At 72.6% G+C, this 18,888-nt stretch carries 16 protein-coding genes and 2 pseudogenes; 17 read left to right on the top strand and 1 reads right to left on the bottom strand.

Annotation, left to right across the window (positions count from 1 at the left end; translation table 11 throughout):
- The first annotated feature begins 35 nt into the window (after positions 1–35).
- The 11 genes and pseudogenes from lepB (SM793_RS15645) to SM793_RS15595 all read left to right on the top strand — a co-directional run bounded on the left by lepB (SM793_RS15645) (position 36) and on the right by SM793_RS15595 (position 11,151).
- Positions 36–959 carry a signal peptidase I gene (gene lepB / locus SM793_RS15645; protein WP_320438792.1) on the top strand — a complete coding sequence of 308 codons (924 nt, stop codon included), beginning with the start codon at positions 36–38 and terminating at the stop codon, positions 957–959.
- A gap of 289 nt (positions 960–1,248) precedes the next feature.
- Complete coding sequence (gene lepB / locus SM793_RS15640; RefSeq protein ID WP_320438838.1) at positions 1,249–2,004, top strand: signal peptidase I; 756 nt, start codon at positions 1,249–1,251, stop codon at positions 2,002–2,004.
- Between the two features lie 242 nt (positions 2,005–2,246).
- Positions 2,247–3,254, top strand: a complete 1,008-nt coding sequence (gene lepB, locus SM793_RS15635; RefSeq protein ID WP_320438791.1) for a signal peptidase I — start codon at positions 2,247–2,249, stop codon at positions 3,252–3,254.
- Between the two features lie 160 nt (positions 3,255–3,414).
- Positions 3,415–4,152: a signal peptidase I gene (gene lepB / locus SM793_RS15630; protein WP_320438790.1), complete on the top strand. Its 738-nt coding sequence runs from the start codon at positions 3,415–3,417 to the stop codon at positions 4,150–4,152.
- Positions 4,153–4,270: 118 nt separating this feature from the next.
- On the top strand, positions 4,271–4,744 hold the full coding sequence (locus SM793_RS15625) for an NUDIX hydrolase (protein WP_320438789.1): 474 nt from the start codon (positions 4,271–4,273) through the stop codon (positions 4,742–4,744).
- Between the two features lie 55 nt (positions 4,745–4,799).
- The gene (locus SM793_RS15620) at positions 4,800–5,126 is read left to right on the top strand and encodes a DUF2469 domain-containing protein (protein ID WP_030056781.1); all 327 of its coding nucleotides are present in this window, start codon (positions 4,800–4,802) and stop codon (positions 5,124–5,126) included.
- Positions 5,127–5,294: 168 nt separating this feature from the next.
- Positions 5,295–5,936 (top strand): YraN family protein, encoded by a 642-nt coding sequence (locus tag SM793_RS15615; RefSeq protein ID WP_320438788.1) that lies wholly within the window; start codon positions 5,295–5,297, stop codon positions 5,934–5,936.
- Positions 5,937–7,529: pseudogene (locus SM793_RS15610) on the top strand (YifB family Mg chelatase-like AAA ATPase); the annotation flags it as partial. It lies immediately after the preceding gene.
- Positions 7,530–7,801: 272 nt separating this feature from the next.
- Positions 7,802–9,094: a DNA-processing protein DprA gene (gene dprA / locus SM793_RS15605; RefSeq protein ID WP_320438787.1), complete on the top strand. Its 1,293-nt coding sequence runs from the start codon at positions 7,802–7,804 to the stop codon at positions 9,092–9,094.
- Positions 9,095–9,510: 416 nt separating this feature from the next.
- Positions 9,511–10,392, top strand: a complete 882-nt coding sequence (whiG, locus tag SM793_RS15600) for an RNA polymerase sigma factor WhiG (RefSeq protein ID WP_320438837.1) — start codon at positions 9,511–9,513, stop codon at positions 10,390–10,392.
- Between the two features lie 186 nt (positions 10,393–10,578).
- Positions 10,579–11,151, top strand: coding sequence for a helix-turn-helix domain-containing protein (locus SM793_RS15595; RefSeq protein ID WP_320438836.1), 573 nt, complete (start codon positions 10,579–10,581; stop codon positions 11,149–11,151).
- 130 nt (positions 11,152–11,281) lie between these two features.
- Here SM793_RS15595 and SM793_RS15590 read toward each other — a convergent pair.
- A pseudogene (locus tag SM793_RS15590) lies at positions 11,282–12,025 on the bottom strand (peptidoglycan DD-metalloendopeptidase family protein); the annotation flags it as partial.
- 514 nt (positions 12,026–12,539) lie between these two features.
- On the opposite strand from SM793_RS15590, the gene rpsB reads away from it, so the two are divergent.
- From rpsB to rlmN, 6 genes are all read left to right on the top strand, one after another.
- The gene (gene rpsB, locus SM793_RS15585) at positions 12,540–13,496 is read left to right on the top strand and encodes a 30S ribosomal protein S2 (RefSeq protein ID WP_320438786.1); all 957 of its coding nucleotides are present in this window, start codon (positions 12,540–12,542) and stop codon (positions 13,494–13,496) included.
- 129 nt (positions 13,497–13,625) lie between these two features.
- The gene (gene tsf / locus SM793_RS15580; protein WP_320438785.1) at positions 13,626–14,465 is read left to right on the top strand and encodes a translation elongation factor Ts; all 840 of its coding nucleotides are present in this window, start codon (positions 13,626–13,628) and stop codon (positions 14,463–14,465) included.
- Positions 14,466–14,725: 260 nt separating this feature from the next.
- Positions 14,726–15,490: a UMP kinase gene (gene pyrH, locus SM793_RS15575; RefSeq protein ID WP_320438784.1), complete on the top strand. Its 765-nt coding sequence runs from the start codon at positions 14,726–14,728 to the stop codon at positions 15,488–15,490.
- Between the two features lie 97 nt (positions 15,491–15,587).
- Entirely contained in the window at positions 15,588–16,145 is a 558-nt protein-coding gene (gene frr / locus SM793_RS15570; RefSeq protein WP_266313049.1) for a ribosome recycling factor, read from the top strand.
- Positions 16,145–17,707: a phosphatidate cytidylyltransferase gene (locus tag SM793_RS36425; RefSeq protein ID WP_413815969.1), complete on the top strand. Its 1,563-nt coding sequence runs from the start codon at positions 16,145–16,147 to the stop codon at positions 17,705–17,707. The genes frr and SM793_RS36425 overlap by 1 nt, the downstream gene beginning before the upstream one ends.
- Positions 17,708–17,785: 78 nt before the next feature.
- Complete coding sequence (rlmN, locus tag SM793_RS15560) at positions 17,786–18,886, top strand: 23S rRNA (adenine(2503)-C(2))-methyltransferase RlmN (protein ID WP_320438783.1); 1,101 nt, start codon at positions 17,786–17,788, stop codon at positions 18,884–18,886.
- Positions 18,887–18,888: the final 2 nt, after the last annotated feature.

Raw genomic sequence — 18,888 nt, 5'->3', positions numbered from 1 at the left:
GGGGCCGGACTGCCGCACGGTAGGCTCAGCCCCCGATGAGCACGCACGAACCACCCGCGGACCGCGACGGCTGTCCCGCACCCACCGGTGCGGACTCGCCGACGCGGTCCGCGGTCGTTTCCGCGCCGGATGCGGGGACGGCGCCCGCCGCCGTGGTGGTGCCCGATGCGGGGGAGACGGTCGACCGGGGGACGCGAGGCGGCCCGGGCGCCGCAGCTCCGCCGGACAGCTCGGACGGCACGGGCGGTCCGGACACCTCGGACGACGCCCCGGTGGAGGGTGGGCGCTCCCGCTCCCGCGAGCTGTTGCTGCTCACCGGTACCTGCCTGTTCGTACTGCTGCTGGTGAACGCCTTCGTGGCGCGCCCGTTCTCGGTGCCCTCCGGATCGATGGAGAACACCCTGCGCCCGGGTGACCGCCTGGTCGTGAACAAGCTGTCCTACGCGTTCGGCGGCCACCCGCGCCGCGGCGACGTGGTCGTCTTCGACGGCACCGGCTCCTTTCTGCGCAAGCCCCTCGAACCCGCCGGCCTCGGGACCTCGCTGCGCTCCTTCGGCCGGGAGATCGGGCTGGTCCCGGCCGGTGACTCCGTCTACGTGAAGCGGGTCGTCGGCATCGGCGGTGACCGCGTCACCAGCACCGGGCCGGGCCACCCGATCACCGTCAACGGTGTGCCGGTCGACGAGTCCGGCCACCTCTTCCCGGGGGACGAGCCGTCCAATGTCGCTTTCGACGTGGTGGTGCCGCCCGGCAAGCTCTGGGTGATGGGCGACCACCGCGGCGCCTCCCGCGACTCCCGCGACCACCTCGGCGAACCGGGGGGCGGTTTCGTCCCGGAGTCCAAGGTGATCGGGCGGGCCGCCTGGGTGGTCTACCCGGTCGGACACTGGGCCGGCCTGGACCGGCCGGACGCCTACGCCGCTGCAGAAGGGACGGGCGGCCATGGGGAGCAGGGGTAGAGGGCGGCTCGCCGACCGCCCGGGCGCCGGCTCCGAGCCCTCTGCCGGTGCCGGTGCCAGTGCCGGTACCGGCTCCGGGACGGCGAGCGGTTCCGGGACGGAAGCCGACCCCGGGACGGAGGCCGGGTCCGGGGGAGCCGTCGGACCGGTGGATCCTGCCGGGGCTGCCGGGGCTGCCGGGGCGGCCGATGCCCCGGTGGTGCGCGGCCGTGCCGAGCGTCGCCGCACCGCCCGCAGGGCGGCCCGTCGCCGCAGGCGCTCCCATCTGCGGGAGATTCCGTTGATCACCGTGGTCGCGCTGATCGTCGCGCTGGTGATGAAGACCTTTCTGGTGCAGGTCTTCGTGATCCCCTCGGGATCGATGGAGCAGACGATCCTGATCGGGGACCGGGTCCTGGTCGACAAATTCACTCCCTGGTTCGGTGCCGAGCCGGAGCGCGGCGAAGTCGTGGTGTTCAAGGACCCGGGCGGCTGGCTGGAGAGCCGGCACGGGGCGTCGACGGACGGTGTGCTCCTGGGCGGGGCCAAGCAGGCGCTGACCTTCGTCGGACTGCTGCCCTCCGACAGCGAGCAGGACCTCATCAAGCGGGTGATCGGGGTCGGCGGCGACACGGTCGAGTGCTGCGACGAGCAGGGCAGGCTCCTCCTCAACGGCAAGCCCCTGGACGAGCCCTACCTCGCGTCGGGCAACCCGCCGTCGCGGCAGCCGTTCAAGGTGAAGGTGCCGCAGGGGCGGCTCTGGGTGATGGGCGACCATCGGGACGTCTCCGCCGACTCCCGTTTCCACATGGGCAATCCGGGTCAGGGCACGATTCCGGTGAGCGGGGTGCTGGGGCGGGCGTTCATGATCGCCTGGCCGGTCGGCCGGGTTCATCAACTTGATGTGCCGGTTTCACTCTCCTCGGTGGCGCGGAGTCCGATGGACCCCGGAACTGCGCGGAACGCGGTGGGTGTTGACCCGATTCCTGAGGAACCTCCGCTCGTTATGGGTGTGTTGGGCCTCCTTCCGCTCGTCGGCCGCCGGGTGGGACGACCCAGGCGGTAGGCCCGGCGGGGCCGGTGGACGGTCGGAACGCGCGCGTGGGACCGCGAGCCGGATGTCCGGGAGTGATAGAGAGGTGCTGGGTGCGGCCGTTGTGACGAGCCGCGCCCGAGGGCTGTGCCGGTGTCGGACTACCTCCGCAGGGGGCGGTTCCGGCGGGCGCGGCCGATCGTGGAACGTGGTGCCCGCTGTGCGGCACTGTGAGCGCGGACGCGCAGGCGTCCGCACAGCAGGGAGGAGACGTTGTGGGGGATTTGGTGATCGGCGCCCGCTCGGACGCGGGAGAGCCCGAGGGCTCCGGCGGCCGGGTGGCCCGGACCGTGGAGGCCGCGGCGCCTTCGGCCTCGGCCGAAGAGGCCGCTGCCCAGTCCGCGGACGAACACGGCGACGGCACGAACGACGCCCCGAAGCCCACCCCGGACAACGCGGAGCCGGCGGGCGGCACCGAGGAGCAGCCGGAGCGGAAGGAGCGCAAGCCCCGGTCGTTCTGGAAGGAGCTGCCGATCCTCATCGGCATCGCCCTCGTGCTGGCGCTCGTGATCAAGACGTTCTTCGTCCAGGCGTTCTCCATTCCGTCGGAGTCGATGCAGAACACGCTCCAGGTCGGTGACCGGGTCCTGGTGGACAAGCTCACCCCGTGGTTCGGCGCCGAGCCGGAGCGCGGCGAGGTCGTGGTGTTCCACGACCCGGGCGGCTGGCTGGCGGACGAGCCCACCAACGAGAGCAGCAACTCCTTCGTCCGGGGCGTCCAGAATGTGCTGAGCTTCGTCGGCCTGATGCCGTCCGACAACGAGAAGGACCTCATCAAGCGCGTCATCGCGGTCGGTGGGGACACCGTCGAGTGCGAGGGCGAGGGCCCGGTGAAGGTCAACGGGATCGCGCTCGACGAGCCCTACGTCTACCCCGGCAACACCCCCTGCGGGACCAAGCCCTTCGGGCCGGTGAAGATTCCGGACGGTCGGATCTGGGTGATGGGCGACCACCGCGCGGACTCGCTCGACTCGCGTTTCCACATGGACCAGCCGGGTGGCGGCGCCGTCCCGGTGGACGATGTGATCGGGCGTGCCTTCGTGGTGGCCTGGCCGATCAACCGCTGGTCGACGCTGCCGGTGCCGGACACCTTCGACCAGAAGGGGCTGGCGGCGGCGGCCCTGCCCGCGGTTCCGGCCGCGGCCGGTGCCGTGGGCGCCGTCGCACTGCTCCCGCTGGTCCGCCGGCGGTGGAACGGGCCGGACCGCGACGACCGGTCCTGACGACGACCGGGGGCGCCCGGGTCTTGCGCGGGCCGTGGTACCGACGAGTAATCTGCTCGGACGTGCCACGGCCCGCCGGGTTTTCCGCGCGTGGTCCCGGCGCGGCGCTGTGGGCGTTTCCGGGTCGGTCAGGGTTTGGACGGTATCGATGAGCAGTGTCGTGGAACGTGCGACCGACAATCCACCGACCGCCGCCCGTCGTCGGCGCGGACTCGCGGCCGTGGTGCAGGGTGTGCTTCTCGGTCTCGGACTGGTCCTGCTGATCGGCGGCTTCGCGGTGATCGCCGTGAGCTACCGGCCGTACAGCATTCCGACCGCCTCGATGGCGCCCACCCTCCAGGCCCAGGACACCGTGCTGGCCAGGAAGTCCGACGGCTCGGACGTCGGGCGGGGCGACGTGGTCGTCTTCCGTGACCAGGCCTGGGGCGGCGAGCTCATGGTCAAGCGGGTCGTCGCGGTCGGAGGGGACACCGTCGCGGTCGGCGACGGCGACCGGAGGCTGACGGTGAACGGCAAGCCGGTGGACGAGCCCTACCTCGCCGGGGCGGGTGCCCAGGGCGCCACCTTCAGTGTGGAGGTGCCGCCAGGCCGTCTCTTCCTGCTCGGCGACAACCGGCTCGGCTCGCTCGACTCCCGGGTCCACCTGGAGACCGACGGCGGGACCGTCCCGGCCACCGAGGTGCAGGCCAGGGTGGAGGCCACCGTGCTGCCGTTCGGCAGGGCGGCGGTGCTGAGCGGCACCTCGGCGTTCGAGGCGATCGACGGGCACCGGCCGGCGGGCCCGGGACCGCTGGAGCCGGCGTTCTGGGCGAGCGTTGCAGGCGCGGCGACGATCGTCGTGACCTCGGTGGTGGGCGGTGTGGCGGGCCTGGCGCGCCGCCGTCGCCGTTCCGCCTGACCCCGGCCGATACCGTCCGGGCCGGGACCGCTCTGCCGAACCTCGCCCCGGACGACCGCGCCGGGTGGCAGGATCGGGGGAACGACCGGGGCGGACGGAGAGAGTGTGGAGGCTCGTCATGGCGGCGCAGCGGCGCAGGGCCTCACGGATCCTGCTGCTCGACGGGCGGGACCGACTGCTGCTCTTCCACGGCTCGGACCCGGCGACGCCCGGCGTCACCTGGTGGTTCACCCCCGGCGGTGGGCTGGAGCCGGGGGAGAACGTCAGGGACGCCGCCGAGCGGGAGCTGGTGGAGGAGACCGGGTTGCGCGGCGTGGAGCTGGGACCGGTGGTCGCGTACGGCAATGCTTCGTTCTCCTATCGGGGACAGCGCTTCGAGCAGGAACAGTGGTTCCACCTGGCCCGGACCACACTGACGGTGCTGGACCACTCGGGCATGGGCGAGGACGAACACGCCCAGTTGCTCGCGGCGCGCTGGTGGACGGTCGAGGAATTGAGGTCCACCTCCGAGACGGTCTATCCGGTCGGACTGGTGGACTTTCTGGAGCGGCTGTTGACCGAGGGGCCGCCGGTCGCCCCGGTACGGCTCTGAGGGTGAGTGCGGTGGTCCACAATGGGTGGACGTGACAAGTTGAGGGGACGCCTGGATGAGTGCCGAAGATCTCGAGAAGTACGAGACCGAGATGGAGCTCAAGCTCTACCGGGAGTACCGGGACGTCGTCGGCCTGTTCAAGTACGTGATCGAGACCGAGCGACGGTTCTACCTCACCAATGACTACGAGCTGCAGGTGCACTCGGTGCAGGGCGAGGTCTTCTTCGAGGTGTCGATGGCGGATGCGTGGGTCTGGGACATGTACCGGCCGGCCCGGTTCGTCCGCAAGGTCCGGGTGCTGACCTTCAAGGACGTGAACATCGAGGAACTCGCGAAGAGCGACCTGGAGCTGCCCTCGGACGAGTCCGGCTTCGGGAACTGACGTTGGACCGCCCGGTCCCCGGATGTCCAGGGGAATTTCGGATATTCCGGAATTCTCACTCCCGTGGGTGACGGGAGTTATCCACAGGCCCGGGTTTTCCACAGGAAATAACAACCCTCTGGTCCGCTTCCGGACCGCACGGCAGCCTCCTCGTCGGAGGTGGTCACCGTGCAGGACATCGAGCGCGCCACGCGCCAACAGACCGCGAAGGCCCGGCGGGACGGGCAGCCACGTCGACGGGCGGCACGCGCCCCGGCGGGAGGCCCGCCACCCCAGGCCGACTCGGCCTCCGCCGTGCCCGCGTCCGCCCCTGCCGAGCCCACCCTGTCCGGGTCGGCACCGCCCGGGTCGGCACCGCCCGTGCCCGGCGGGGCCGGACCGGGTCGGCTGAGCAATACCGGCCTCGGCCGCTACGGCGAACGGGTGGCCGCCCGCCGGCTGGCCGAGAAGGGGCTGCGCATCCTCGACCGCAACTGGCGGTGCGTGGAGGGCGAGCTGGACATCGTCGCCCTCGACGGCGACACCGTGGCCGTCTGCGAGGTCAAGACCCGTTCCGAGCGGGGCTTCCAGCAGCCCAGCGAGGCCATCGACCCCATCAAGGCGGACCGGCTGCGCCGCCTGGCCGAGCGCTGGATGTCCGAGCGCTGGCCCGGCCACTTCGCCCGGCTGGCGGGCTCCGAGTACCGGCCCGGCTCCACCGAACCGCCGTGGGCACCCGTTCCGCCGGGCGGCGTCCGGATCGACCTCGTCGCCGTCATCAACCGGGTCCGCGGCGCGGCCACGGTCGACCACCTGCGGGGGGTGGTCTAGATGGCCTTCGCCCGGACGTGTTCCGTGGCCCTGGTCGGGGTCGACGGGGTGATCGTCGAGGTCCAGGCCGACCTGGAGCCCGGGGTGGCGGCGTTCACCCTGGTCGGCCTGCCCGACAAGGCGCTCTCCGAGGCCCGTGACCGGGTTCGCGCGGCGATCGTGAACAGCGGCGAGGCCTGGCCGCAGCGCAAACTGACCGTCGGGCTGAGCCCGGCGTCGGTGCCCAAGAGCGGCAGCGGCTTCGACCTCGCCGTGGCGTGCGCCGTGCTGGCCGCGGCCGAACGGCTCGACCCCTCCGCTATCGCCGACCTGCTGCTCATCGGGGAGCTGGGGCTGGACGGGCGGGTGCGCCCGGTCCGCGGGGTGCTCCCGTCGGTGCTGGCGGCCGCCGATGCCGGCTACCAGCGGGTGGTGGTCGCCGATCAGACGGCCGCCGAAGCCGAGCTGGTCCCCGGAGTGAGCGTCATCGGTGTGCGCAGCCTGCGCCAGCTGATCGCCGTGCTCACCGGTGCCCCCGAGCCGGAGGAGCCCGCCGACCGGATCGTCGGGCGTCCCGACCCGCTGATGGCGGGCCTCATGCTCCCCACCGCCGGGGTGCGCGGCCTGCCCGACGCGGCGGCCGCCCGGATGGACCTCGCCGACGTGGCCGGCCAGTACGAGGCCCGCCGGGCCCTGGAGATCGCCGCGGCCGGCGGTCACCACCTCTACCTCAAGGGCCCGCCGGGCGCGGGTAAGACGATGCTGGCGGAGCGGCTGCCGGCGCTGCTCCCGAGGCTGACCCAGAAGGAAGCACTGGAGGTCACCGCGGTCCACTCCGTCGCGGGGCTGCTCCCGGCCGGTCGGCCGCTGATCGACCACGCGCCCTACTGCTCCCCGCACCACTCGACCACCATGCCCGCCATCGTCGGCGGCGGCAGCGGTCTGCCGAGGCCGGGTGCGGTCTCGCTGGCCCACCGCGGGGTCCTGTTCCTGGACGAGGCGCCCGAGTTCCCCGTCCGGGTGCTGGACGCGCTGCGCCAACCGCTCGAGGCCGGCGAGGTGGTGATCGCGCGGTCCGCCGGATCGCTCCGGCTGCCCGCCCGCTTCCTGCTCTGCCTGGCAGCCAACCCCTGCCCGTGCGGGCGCCACTCACGGCGGGGCGAGGGGTGCGAGTGCACGCCTGCCATGGTCAGCCGATACCAGGGCAGACTGTCCGGCCCGTTGCTCGACCGGGTCGACCTCCAGGTCCAGGTCGCTCCGGTGACCAGGGCCGAGCTGATGGAGCGCGACACTTCGGCGGAGACCACCGAGATCGTCGCCGCCCGCGTACTGGCGGCTCGGGAGCGCGCGGCGGCCCGGCTCGAGGGCACACCGTGGCGGACCAACGCGGAGGTCCCCGGACACGAGCTGCGTACCCGCTGGCAGCTGGCGCCGGGCGCGCTGAACGACGCCGCGCGCCAGCTGGAGCGGGGCCTGCTGACCGCCCGGGGCCTGGACCGGGTGCTGCGGGTCGCCTGGACCGTCGCCGACCTCGCCGGCCGGGACCGCCCGGAACAGCGGGACATCCGGACGGCCCTCGTGCTGCGCACCGGCGTGGAACAGGGCCTCCCACTGACGGAGCAGTTCTTCCGCGGTCCGAAGCTCGTCGCCGACCGCCCCGACCGCCCCGACCGCCCCGACCGCCCCGACCGCCCCGACCAGTCCGACCGACCCGACCGGTCCGGCGACGGCTCCGAGGACCCGGCCGGTGACCGTTCCGGTGACGACCCGGACAAGCGGCCCGAGGAGCGACCGGGCGCCCGGGCCGGACGCCTTCCCGACCGGCCCCGGTCCGCGCGCCGCCCGCCCGATCCCACTCCCACCGAGAAGCCAGAGGAGAGCGGCACATGAGCCTCACCGCGAACGACCTCCCCCAGCGCCCGCCCACCGAACCGGGAGCCGCTCCGGAGTCCGGAACGCAGGCCCGGCCGCGCGTCGCCGAACCGTCCGGCCCGGCGGCGCCCCGGGCCCCCGGAGCGGAGGCCGAGGGACCGCCGGGGCCGGAGGCCCGGCCCCGGCCCGAGCCGGAGCGCCTCGCCAGGGCGGTGCTCAGCCGGCTCGGCGAACCGGGGGACGCCGCGCTCGGCCGCTGGCTCACCCGCCTCGACGCACTGGGCGTCGTACAGGCGATCCGGGGCGGCGCCCCGGCCGAGCAACTGGGCGTGGACGCCGCCAGACTGGCGGCCTACCGGGCCCGGATGACCGGCCTCGATCCCCTAGCCGACCTGGAACGGGTGCACGCGGCCGGCGGGCGCTTCATCATTCCGGGCGACAGTGAGTGGCCGAGTCAGCTGGACGACCTCGGGCAGGGCCGGCCCACCGGGCTCTGGGTGGTCGGGACGGGTTCGCTGCGCCTGCTCGCCCTGCGATCGGTCGCGGTGGTCGGGGCCCGGGCCTGTACGGCGTACGGTGCGCACGTCGCCGGGGACCTCGCCGCGCAGCTCGCCGAACGCGGCTGGGTGGTCGTGTCCGGCGGCGCCTACGGGATCGACGCGGCCGCCCACCGGGGCGCGCTGGCGGTCGGCGCTCCGACGGTCGGTGTCCTGGCCTGCGGGGTGGATGTGGCCTATCCGCGGGGCAACACCGCGCTGATCCGCCGGATCGCCGAACGGGGACTGCTGGTGAGCGAGCTTCCGCCGGGGGAGCACCCGACCAGGTTCCGGTTCGTGCTGCGGAACCGGGTGATCGCGGCGCTGACCCGCGGCACCGTGGTGGTCGAGGCGGCGCTGCGCAGCGGGGCGCTCAGCACCGCCAGACGCGCCCGCGACCTCAACCGGCACACCATGGGTGTCCCGGGACCGGTCACCTCGGAACTCTCTGCCGGGGTGCACGCGCTGATCCGCAGCGGCGCCGCCACCGTCGTGACCGACGCGGCCGAGGTCGCCGAGCTGATCGGGGCGATCGGCGAGGACCTGGCGCCGGAGCGAAACGGGCCGGTGCTGCCCAGGGATCTCCTGGAACCCGAGGCGGCACGGGTCCTGGAGGCCGTGCCGGCCACCGCGGAGGGCGCGCCGGTGGAGCGGTTGGCCCGACAGGCGGGCCTCCCGCCGGACGAGGTGCTCCAGCGCCTCTACGAGCTGGGATCGCTCGGTCATGTCGAGCGCCACGGCGCGCACTGGCGCCTGGTGCGGAGGAGGTGACGGCCCGGCCGGACGAGGGCGGCGGAGCGACTCGGGGGAAGCGTGGGGCGGAGCGTCAGGAGGGCACGCGCCCCGAAGGCCGACCGGGAGGAGGACGGGAAAGGGCACTGGGTTGACGGGGCGGACCGGCCGGGCGGGGCCGGCAGCCGGTTCGTCCACCTCCGGTGCCCGGACGGCGCGACACGAATGCCACCGGATCGGGGGACGACCGAGTGGCGGTAGCACTCTGCAGCGAGTCGGTCACGCTACGCTCGCCATGCCTTCCCTATCAGCACATGACTCGGCAGAACGGCGCAGACCAACGTATGCCCACACACATTCCCGGACACCGAGTGACCGGTGGCGCCCGGTCCTCGGCCGGGCCGCGCACCGAGCGGCGGACCGCGACCGAGTACCCGTCCAAGTCCACGGGTGCGATGGGGGCCCTGGCGCGGCAGGGCGGCCGTCCGGCGCTCACCGGGGCGCACGGCGACCGCCCGGACGCGCCCGGCGCTCCGGCCGCCCCCGCGTCCGCCGAAACGCCGGCGCCCCGCCGGGAGCGCACGGCGCTCGAAGAGCTCTGGCGCGCCTACAAGGAGACGGCCGATCAGCGGCTGCGGGAGCAGCTGATCCTGCACTACTCGCCGCTCGTCAAGTACGTGGCGGGCCGGGTCGGGGTCGGTCTGCCGTCCAATGTCGAGCAGGCCGACTTCGTCTCCTCCGGTGTCTTCGGGCTGATCGACGCGATCGAGAAGTTCGACATCGAGCGCGCCATCAAGTTCGAGACCTACGCGATCAGCAGGATCCGTGGCGCGATCATCGACGAGCTGCGCGCGCTGGACTGGATCCCCCGCTCGGTGCGCCAGAAGGCGAAGGCGGTCGAGCGCACCTACGCGACGCTGGAAGCCCGGCTGCGACGGACGCCGACCGAGCCCGAGGTCGCGGCCGAGATGGGCATCGCGATCGAGGACCTGCACACCATCTTCAGCCAGCTCTCGCTCGCCAACGTGGTCGCGCTCGACGAGCTGCTCCATCCCGTGGGCGACGGCGGCGACCGGCTGAGCCTGATGGAGACGCTGGAGGACCACGGGGCCGACGACCCGGTGGAGGTGGCCGAGGACCGGGAGCTGCGCCGCTTGCTGGCGCAGGCGGTCAACACGCTTCCCGAACGGGAGAAGACCGTCGTGACGCTCTACTATTACGAGGGGCTGACGCTCGCCGAGATCGGCCAGGTCCTCGGGGTCACGGAGAGCAGGGTCAGTCAGATCCACACCAAGTCGGTACTCCAACTGCGCGCCAAGCTGTCCGACATCCGGTAGCCGAACGCCCCCAGCCGGACGCTCCCGGCCGGTCGTCGCGCGGACCGGTCGGTGCGCCGCGTACGCCGGGTCCGCGCTCCGCGCCCCGGAACGCCTCCCTCCGTATCCGTCGTGGTCGCGGCACCGTACCGGCGGGATGTAGGGCTCCGTACAGTGGAGGGCGTGCCGAAGATCCGAGCAGCCAGTGTGGCCGAGCATCGACAGATGCAGCGGGCAGCCCTCCTCGATGCTGCCCGCAGTCTCCTCACCGAGGGAGGCATGGAGGCCCTGACCTTCCCCGCGCTCGCCACGCGTACCGGGCTCGCGCGTTCCTCGGTGTACGAGTACTTCCGTTCCCGCGCGGCGGTGGTGGAGGCGCTCTGCGAGGTGGACTTCCCGCTGTGGGCCGCCGAGATCGAGGCCGGGATGGCGAGCCGGGACACCGCAGCCGACCGGATCGAGGCGTATGTCCGGAGCCAGCTCGTGCTGGCCGCCGACCCGCGCCATCGGGCGGTCGCCGCTATCTCCGCACTGGAGCTGGACGACGCGGCCCGGGACCGTATTCGGGCCGCGCACGGGACGCTGGTCGGACTGGTGGTCCAGGCGCTGGAGGACCTCGGCCACGAGCAGCCCCGGCTGGCCGCCGCGCTGCTCCAGGGCATCGTCGAAGCGGCGGTGCGGCAGGCGGAGCACCGGGCCGCGGGCGGCCGGGCCGAGAGTCCCGAGGTGATCGCGGACGCCGCCGTCGCCCTCGCCCTGCATGGCCTCGGCCCGAGCTGAGCCGCCGCGGACCGAGGACGGCGAGCGGCCCGCCCAGGGGGAGCGGCGCGGCGGCGCCCGGTTCCGTCGGGCGGTCGAGCGGAAGCAGTCGGGCCCGGCCGGTTCCGAACAGGGCCGGCGGGTCGAGGTAGCGCTTCCCGCGCAGCAGGCCCCAGTGCAGGCAGGGGCCGTCGGCACAGTGGCCGTCGCCGGGGGCGAGCCGTCCGATCACCTGTCCGGCCGCCACGGTGGTGCCGACCGGGAGGGCGCCCTCCACCGGTAGATAGGTGGTCCGCAGCGGGGGTGTCGGCGGAGCCACGGATGTCGCGGATCCCGCCACCGCGTGCGTGACCGTGACGACCGGCCGTCCGGCCACCGGCTCGGTGAACGTCACCACCCCCGGCGCCGCGGCGCGGACCTCCGCACCGGCGACGGCGGCCAGGTCGACGCCCCGGTGGCCCGCGCCCCACGGTCGCGCGGGCGGCTCGAAGCGGCCGATCACGGCCCCCGGCCCGCCGCCCGGTCCGTCCACCGGCCACCACCGCCCGCTCCCACCCACCTCGGGAACGTCCGGAACCCCGGGAGCGCCAGAAGCCCCGGAAGCCCCGGAAGCGACCGCGCCAGGACCGGCCTCCCCCGCGACACCGACCGCGGCCCCGTCCGTCCTGCCCGCCGCGTGCCCGAGTGCCCCGGACCAGCCGCCGGTCAGCAGGGCGACCAGCACCACCGGCACGAGCGGCAGCACCCGCCGCCTCGCCCCCGCAACGCCGGCCCGCTTCCCCCGAGCGGCACCCGCATCCACACGCACACCCGCACCCGCACCCGCATCCACACGCACACCCGCACCCGCACGCACACCCACACCCACACCCACCACCCCCGCGTCGACAGTCATGCCGCCGAGACTCCCCGGGACGGGCCGACCCGGCCACCAGGAGCCCGTTTCCTGTGGACAACCGGCCCCTGGGGACAACGGCCATCCCTCCAACGGGTGGACCCCGGCAGGTCCACGTGACTCCGACCCGGCGGCCCGGGTGCCCCGGACCTGGCCGGTCCCTGCCCGCCCGCCTTCCGCGGAGTCGCTCGGCGCTCGGCGCTTCCCGTACACTTCACACGCGACCCGGTCCGCCGGGTCGACTTCGCACGCCCCGCCACCGGTGGTCGGACAGCGGCTCAGCCGCCGCCCCCACCAGGTGCGAGTGCCGCTCGGTCCGCCGAGCCCGACCGGCCCCAGGGCCGCCGGGGGAAGCGGCTCGGCACGTTCGGGGCGTCAGGCGTGGCTGTCACCTGGCCGCCACGGACAAAACCGAGCCTGACCCGGCCGTTCGCACCAGCCGAGCGGGAAGCGCTACGCGCCTCCCGTGACGCCGATGCGTAGGAGCCGGGCGTAACACCTGAGGAGCACGGCTATGGCCGTCGTCACGATGCGGGAGCTGCTGGAGAGCGGCGTCCACTTCGGTCACCAGACCCGCCGCTGGAACCCGAAGATGAAGCGCTTCATCATCACGGAGCGCAACGGCATCTACATCATCGACCTCCTGCAGTCGCTGAACTACATCGACCGCGCCTTCGAGTTCATCAAGGAGACCGTTGCCCACGGCGGCAGCGTCCTCTTCGTCGGCACGAAGAAGCAGGCCCAGGAGGCCATCGCCGAGCAGGCCACCCGCGTGGGCATGCCCTACGTGAACCAGCGCTGGCTCGGCGGCATGCTGACCAACTTCTCGACCGTCTACAAGCGCCTGCAGCGCCTCAAGGAGCTGGGCGAGCTGGACTTCGCGGATGTGGCCGGTTCCGGCCTCACCAAGAAGGAGCTCCTGGTCCTCCAGCGCGAGCACGACAAGCTGGAGAAGACCCTCGGCGGTATCCGTGACATGCAGCGCGTTCCCAGCGCTGTCTGGATCGTGGACACCAAGAAGGAGCACATCGCGGTCGGCGAGGCCCGGAAGCTCAACATCCCGGTCGTCGCCATCCTCGACACCAACTGTGACCCCGACGAGGTCGACTACAAGATCCCGGGCAACGACGACGCGATCCGCTCCGTCACCCTGCTGACCCGTGTGATCGCCGACGCCGTCGCCGAGGGCCTCAAGTCCCGCGCGGGTGTCGCCAAGGGCGACGTCAAGGCCGAGCCGGGTGCCGACCAGCCGCTCGCCGACTGGGAGAAGGACCTCCTGGAGGGCGAGAAGACGGCTGAGGAGGCTCCGGCCGCCGACGCCGCCGCTGAGGCTCCGGTCGTCGAGGCCGACGCCGCCGAGGTCACCGAGGCACCGGCCGCCGACGCCGCCGCTGAGGCTCCGGTCGTCGAGGCCGACGCCGCCGAGGCCACCGAGGCTCCGGCCACCGAGGCGCCGGCCGAGCAGGCCTGACGTACCAAGGGTGAGGGGCACTCGCCGGTACGACACCGGTCGGTGCCCCTCTCTCCCGTGCCGGGGCCGAATCATCGGTCCCGGCACTACTCCACGCAGACACGCGAGACGCGAGAAGAGATTCACACCATGGCGAACTTCACCGCCGCGGACGTCAAGAAGCTCCGTGAGCTCACCGGCGCCGGCATGATGGACTGCAAGAAGGCCCTGGACGAGGCCGAGGGCAACGTCGAGAAGGCCGTCGAGCTTCTGCGCATCAAGGGCCAGAAGGGCGTTGCCAAGCGTGAGGGCCGCGACGCCTCCAACGGTGCTGTCGCCGCGCTGATCGCCGAGGACAAGAAGTCCGGCGTCCTGGTCGAGCTGAACTGCGAGACCGACTTCGTCGCCAAGGGTGACAACTTCGTCAAGGTCGCCGACGCGATCGCCGCCCACGTCGCCAAGAGCGCCCCGGCCGACCTGGACGCCGCCCTGGCTTCCGAGATCGAGGCCGGCAAGACCGTCCAGCAGTTCGTGGACGAGGCCAACGCGACCCTGGGCGAGAAGATCGTCTTCCGCCGCTTCGCGCAGTTCGGTGGCGACGGCTTCGTCGCCGTCTACCTGCACAAGACCAGCCCCGACCTCCCGCCGGCCGTCGGCGTCCTGGTCGAGCTGGACAAGGAGAACGCCGACGTCGCCAAGGACGTCGCGCAGCACATCGCCGCCTTCGCGCCGAAGTACCTGTCCCGCGAGGACATCCCGGCCGAGGACATCGAGAACGAGCGCCGCGTCGCCGAGGCCACCGCTCGCGAGGAGGGCAAGCCGGAGGCCGCCCTGCCGAGGATCGTCGAGGGTCGCGTCACCGGCTTCGTGAAGGAGAACTCCGTCCTGGAGCAGGCCTTCGCGAAGGACAACAAGAAGACCGTCGCCAAGGTCCTCGAGGAGAACGGCGTCGCCCTCAAGCGCTTCGCCCGCTTCCGCGTCGGCGCCTGAGCCACGTTCCACCGGTCCCCCGGCCGTAGGCTGGAAACCGCCCCCGCCCGCTGACCAGGGCGACGGGGAACGCGCCGTACGGGCTCACCCAGCGCCATCCGTTCACGGGCGAGCCGCGTCGGCGACATGAACGACGAGGAGGCCATTGCCGTGCAGGACACCGAACCGGTTCCCGCGGCAGTGGCCTCCTCGCGTGTACGCGCAGACCGGGCACCCGCACACCCGCGTCTGTGAACCAGTAGGTGCAGAAGGAGAAGTCCATGCAGGAGACGCAGGAGACCGCGCGGGAGACCCAGGACGGCACACGCCGCCGGGTGATGCTGAAGCTGTCCGGTGAGGCCTTCGCCGGCGGCGGCGGGCTCGGCGTCGATCCGGACGTCGTGCACGCGATCGCCCGTGAGATCGCCACGGTCGTCCGCGCGGGCACCGAGGTCGCCGTGGTGATCGGCGGCGGCAACTTCTTCCGCGGCGCCGAGCTCCAGGTCCGCGGTATGGACCGGGCCCGTTCGGACTACATGGGCATGCTCGGCACGGTCATGAACTGCCTGGCCCTCCAGGACTTCCTGGTCAAGGAAGGCATCGAGACCCGGGTCCAGACCGCCATCACGATGGGCCAGGTCGCCGAGCCGTACCTGCCGCTGCGCGCCGTCCGGCACCTGGAGAAGGGCCGTGTGGTGATCTTCGGCGCCGGTATGGGCATGCCCTACTTCTCCACCGACACCACGGCGGTCCAGCGGGCGCTGGAGATCCACGCCGACGTGCTGCTGATGGGCAAGAACGGCGTGGACGGCGTCTACGACTCCGACCCCCGCACCAACCCGGACGCGGTCAAGTTCGACGCGCTGGAGTACTCCGAGGTCATCGCGCGCGACCTCAAGGTGGCCGACCTCACCGCGATCACGCTGTGCAAGGACAACAACCTCCCGATGCTGGTCTTCGAGCTGCTTGCGGAGGGCAATATCGCGCGTGCGGTGAAGAGTGAGAAGATCGGCACACTCATCAGCCGGGATTCTGTCCGGGCCTGAGCAGTAACCAGCCGCACCGGACGGCGCCGCCGCCGCGAGGCTCCGGCGCCCGACCCCGGTCGGGACACCAGCAGATGAACCGGACAGGGAGATCACAGTGATCGAAGAGACCCTCCTCGACGCCGAGGAGAAGATGGAGAAGGCCGTCGGCCACGCCAAGGACGACCTCGCCGCCATCCGCACCGGCCGCGCGCACCCGGCGATGTTCGCCAAGATCGTCGCGGAGTACTACGGCACCGTGACGCCGATCAACCAGCTGGCTTCCTTCTCCGTGCCGGAGCCCCGGATGGCGGTCGTCTCGCCGTTCGACAAGACCGCGCTGAAGGCGATCGAGCAGGCGATCCGCGACTCCGACCTGGGCGTCAACCCGTCGAACGACGGCTCCATCATCCGGGTCGTGCTCCCCGAGCTGACCGAGGAGCGCCGCCGGGAGTTCATCAAGGTCGCCCGCGGCAAGGGCGAGGACGCCAAGGTCTCGATCCGCGCCGTCCGCCGCAAGGCCAAGGACGCCATCGACAAGCTGGTGAAGGACGGCGAGATCGGCGAGGACGACGGCCGTCGCGCCGAGAAGGAGCTCGACGACACCACGGCCAAGTACGTGGCCACCGTCGACGAGCTGCTGAAGCACAAGGAAGCCGAGCTGCTCGAGGTCTGATGAACGACGCCCCTGACGCCCCTGGCTATTGGGGCACGTCCGACCAGCAGTACCAGCCGTACCGTCCGTACGAGCCTGCGCAGGCCCCCAGCACGCCTGCGCAGGCCGCGGGCGCACCCGGCACGTCCGGCCTGCCGGCCGCGCCCGTCACCGGCGGGTACCCGGCTCAGCCGCCGCACGGGCAGTACGACCAGCACGGGCAGTACGACCGGCAAGGGCGGCACGACCCGCACGGGCAGTACGACCGGCCCGGGCAGTACGCCCAGCACGGCCAGTACGGCTCGGGCGACCCCGGCCACCGAACGGGTCACTCCCAGCAGCCTCCGGTGTACTGGGACCCCGACGCGGAGGAGACTCAGGTCATGCCTCCCGTACCGGCCGACCCGGGCCCGCAGCCCGTATCCCCGTCCGGGCCCGACCCCGCCGGGGGATCGCCCCGGGAGACGGGCCGGCTGAGCGGACCGCTGTTCCGCGACGAGCAGCCCGGGGCGGTGGAGCCGGGCGCGTCGGAGACGGTCGTGCTGCGCGCGATCACCGACGACACCCGGGCCGCTCCGGTCGGCGGGCCGTACCCGGGCGCCGCGGCGTACCCGGGGCCGTCGGCGCCGCAGGCGCCGCCGGTCGCGGCGGGTCACCCCGGTGTGCCGGGCGGACCGGCGGGGCAGCCGTTCCTCGTGCCGTCGTCCCACCCAGGGCAGGAGACACCCGTGGCCCAGCCCGATCCGCAGCCTCAGCCGGCGCAGCGCAAGCAGCGCGGTGGCCGCAACCTCCAGGCCGCGATAGGCGTGGGTGTCGGCCTCGGCGCGGTCATCGTCGCCTCGCTCTTCGTCGTCAAGGCCTTGTTCCTGGTCGTGGTGATCGCGGCGGTGTCGGTCGGCGTCTGGGAGCTGACCAGCCGGCTGGCCGAGCGCAAGGAGATCAAGGCGCCGCTGGTCCCGCTGGTCGTGGGCGGCATCGCGATGGTCGCCACCGGCTACTGGTCGGGTATCCAGTGGGCGGCGGCCTCGCTCGCGCTCACCGGCCTGGCGGTGATGGTCTGGCGGATGGCCGAGCCGCCGGAGAACTACCTGCGGGACATAACGGCGGGCATCTTCACCGCCTTCTACGTCCCCTTCCTCGCCACCTTCGTGGGGATGATGCTGGCGGCCGACGACGGTCCGCAGCGGATCGTGCTGTTCCTCATCGTCACGGTCTGCAGCGACACCGGCGCCTACGCGGTGGGTTACAAGTTCGGCAGGACCAAGCTGGCGCCGACGATCAGCCCGGGCAAGACCCGGGAGGGCCTGGCCGGCGGCATCGGCCTGTCGATGCTGGCGGGCGCGCTGCTGATGGGGCTGATCATCGACGGCGGCAGCTGGTGGCAGGGCCTGATCCTGGGCGGCTGCGCGGCGGTCGTCGCGACCCTGGGCGACCTGGGCGAGTCGATGATCAAGCGCGACCTCGGCATCAAGGACATGGGCACCCTGCTGCCCGGTCACGGCGGCATCATGGACCGGCTGGACTCGCTGCTGCCGACCGCCCCGGTGGTCTGGCTGCTGCTGGCGGCCTTCGTGGGCAGCTGAGACCGACACCACCCCGGCCCAGGGGCCCCGGACGCCCGGCGTCCGGGGCCCTCGCGCGTCTGCGACACTGGATGAACCATGCCTAAGCCCGGAGAACTCACCTTTGTCGCGCCGCGTGGCGCCAAGCCCCCGCGACACCTCGCCGACCTGAGCCCCGCCGAGCGCAAGGAGGCCGTCGCCGAGCTGGGCGAGCAGCCGTTCCGCGCGAAGCAGCTCTCCAACCACTACTTCGGCCGGATGTCGAACGACCCGGCGAGCTGGACGGACATCCCCGCCGCCAGCCGGGAGAAGCTCAGCGACAGCCTGCTGCCGGAGCTGATGTCGGTGCTGCGGCACGTGTCCTGCGACGACGACACCACCCGCAAGACGCTGTGGAAGCTGTTCGACGGCACGCTCGTCGAGTCGGTGCTGATGCGCTACCCGGACCGGGTGACCATGTGCATCAGCTCGCAGGCGGGCTGCGGCATGAACTGCCCGTTCTGCGCTACCGGCCAGGCCGGGCTGACCCGCAACCTGTCGACCGCCGAGATCGTCGAGCAGATCGCCGCCGGGATGCGCTCGCTCAGGGCCGGGGAGATCCCCGGTGGCGAGGCCCGGCTGTCCAACGTGGTGTTCATGGGCATGGGCGAGCCGCTGGCCAACTACAAGCGGGTGCTGGCCTCGATCCGCCGGCTGACCGACCCGGCGCCGGACGGCTTCGGCCTGTCCCAGCGCGGCATCACGGTCTCGACCGTCGGTCTGGTCCCGGCGATGTACCGGTTCGCCGACGAGGAGCTCAGCTGCCGCCTTGCGCTGTCGCTGCACGCTCCGGACGACGAGCTGCGCGACGAGCTGGTGCCGGTCAACACCCGTTGGAAGGTCGCCGAGGTGTTGGACGCGGCGTGGAACTACGCCGAGAAGTCCGGCCGTCGGATCTCCATCGAGTACGCGCTGATCAAGGACATCAACGACCAGGCGTGGCGGGCGGACCTGCTCGGCCGGCTGATCAAGAACCAGCGGGTGCACGTCAACCTGATCCCGCTGAACCCCACCCCGGGCTCCAAGTGGACGGCCTCGCGCCCCGAGGACGAGCGGGAGTTCGTCCGGCGGCTCCAGTCGCACGGTGTGCCGACGACCGTCCGTGACACCCGCGGCCAGGAGATCGACGGCGCCTGCGGCCAGCTCGCGGCGGCGGGCTGAGC

This window comes from Kitasatospora purpeofusca, assembly GCF_034043715.1.
GTDB classification, from domain to species: Bacteria; Actinomycetota; Actinomycetes; order Streptomycetales; family Streptomycetaceae; genus Kitasatospora; species Kitasatospora purpeofusca_A.
This window is presented reverse-complemented; position numbering and strand designations above follow the sequence as displayed.

Bases quoted from the DNA above. Each gene is read 5' to 3' on its own strand.
- lepB (WP_320438792.1), top strand. From the start codon at position 36: ATGAGCACGCACGAACCACCCGCGGACCGCGACGGCTGTCCCGCACCC.
- SM793_RS15625 (WP_320438789.1), top strand. From the start codon at position 4,271: ATGGCGGCGCAGCGGCGCAGGGCCTCACGGATCCTGCTGCTCGACGGG.
- SM793_RS15620 (WP_030056781.1), top strand. From the start codon at position 4,800: ATGAGTGCCGAAGATCTCGAGAAGTACGAGACCGAGATGGAGCTCAAG.
- dprA (WP_320438787.1), top strand. From the start codon at position 7,802: ATGAGCCTCACCGCGAACGACCTCCCCCAGCGCCCGCCCACCGAACCG.
- whiG (WP_320438837.1), top strand. From the start codon at position 9,511: ATGGGGGCCCTGGCGCGGCAGGGCGGCCGTCCGGCGCTCACCGGGGCG.
- rpsB (WP_320438786.1), top strand. From the start codon at position 12,540: ATGGCCGTCGTCACGATGCGGGAGCTGCTGGAGAGCGGCGTCCACTTC.
- tsf (WP_320438785.1), top strand. From the start codon at position 13,626: ATGGCGAACTTCACCGCCGCGGACGTCAAGAAGCTCCGTGAGCTCACC.
- pyrH (WP_320438784.1), top strand. From the start codon at position 14,726: ATGCAGGAGACGCAGGAGACCGCGCGGGAGACCCAGGACGGCACACGC.
- SM793_RS36425 (WP_413815969.1), top strand. From the start codon at position 16,145: ATGAACGACGCCCCTGACGCCCCTGGCTATTGGGGCACGTCCGACCAG.
- rlmN (WP_320438783.1), top strand. From the start codon at position 17,786: ATGCCTAAGCCCGGAGAACTCACCTTTGTCGCGCCGCGTGGCGCCAAG.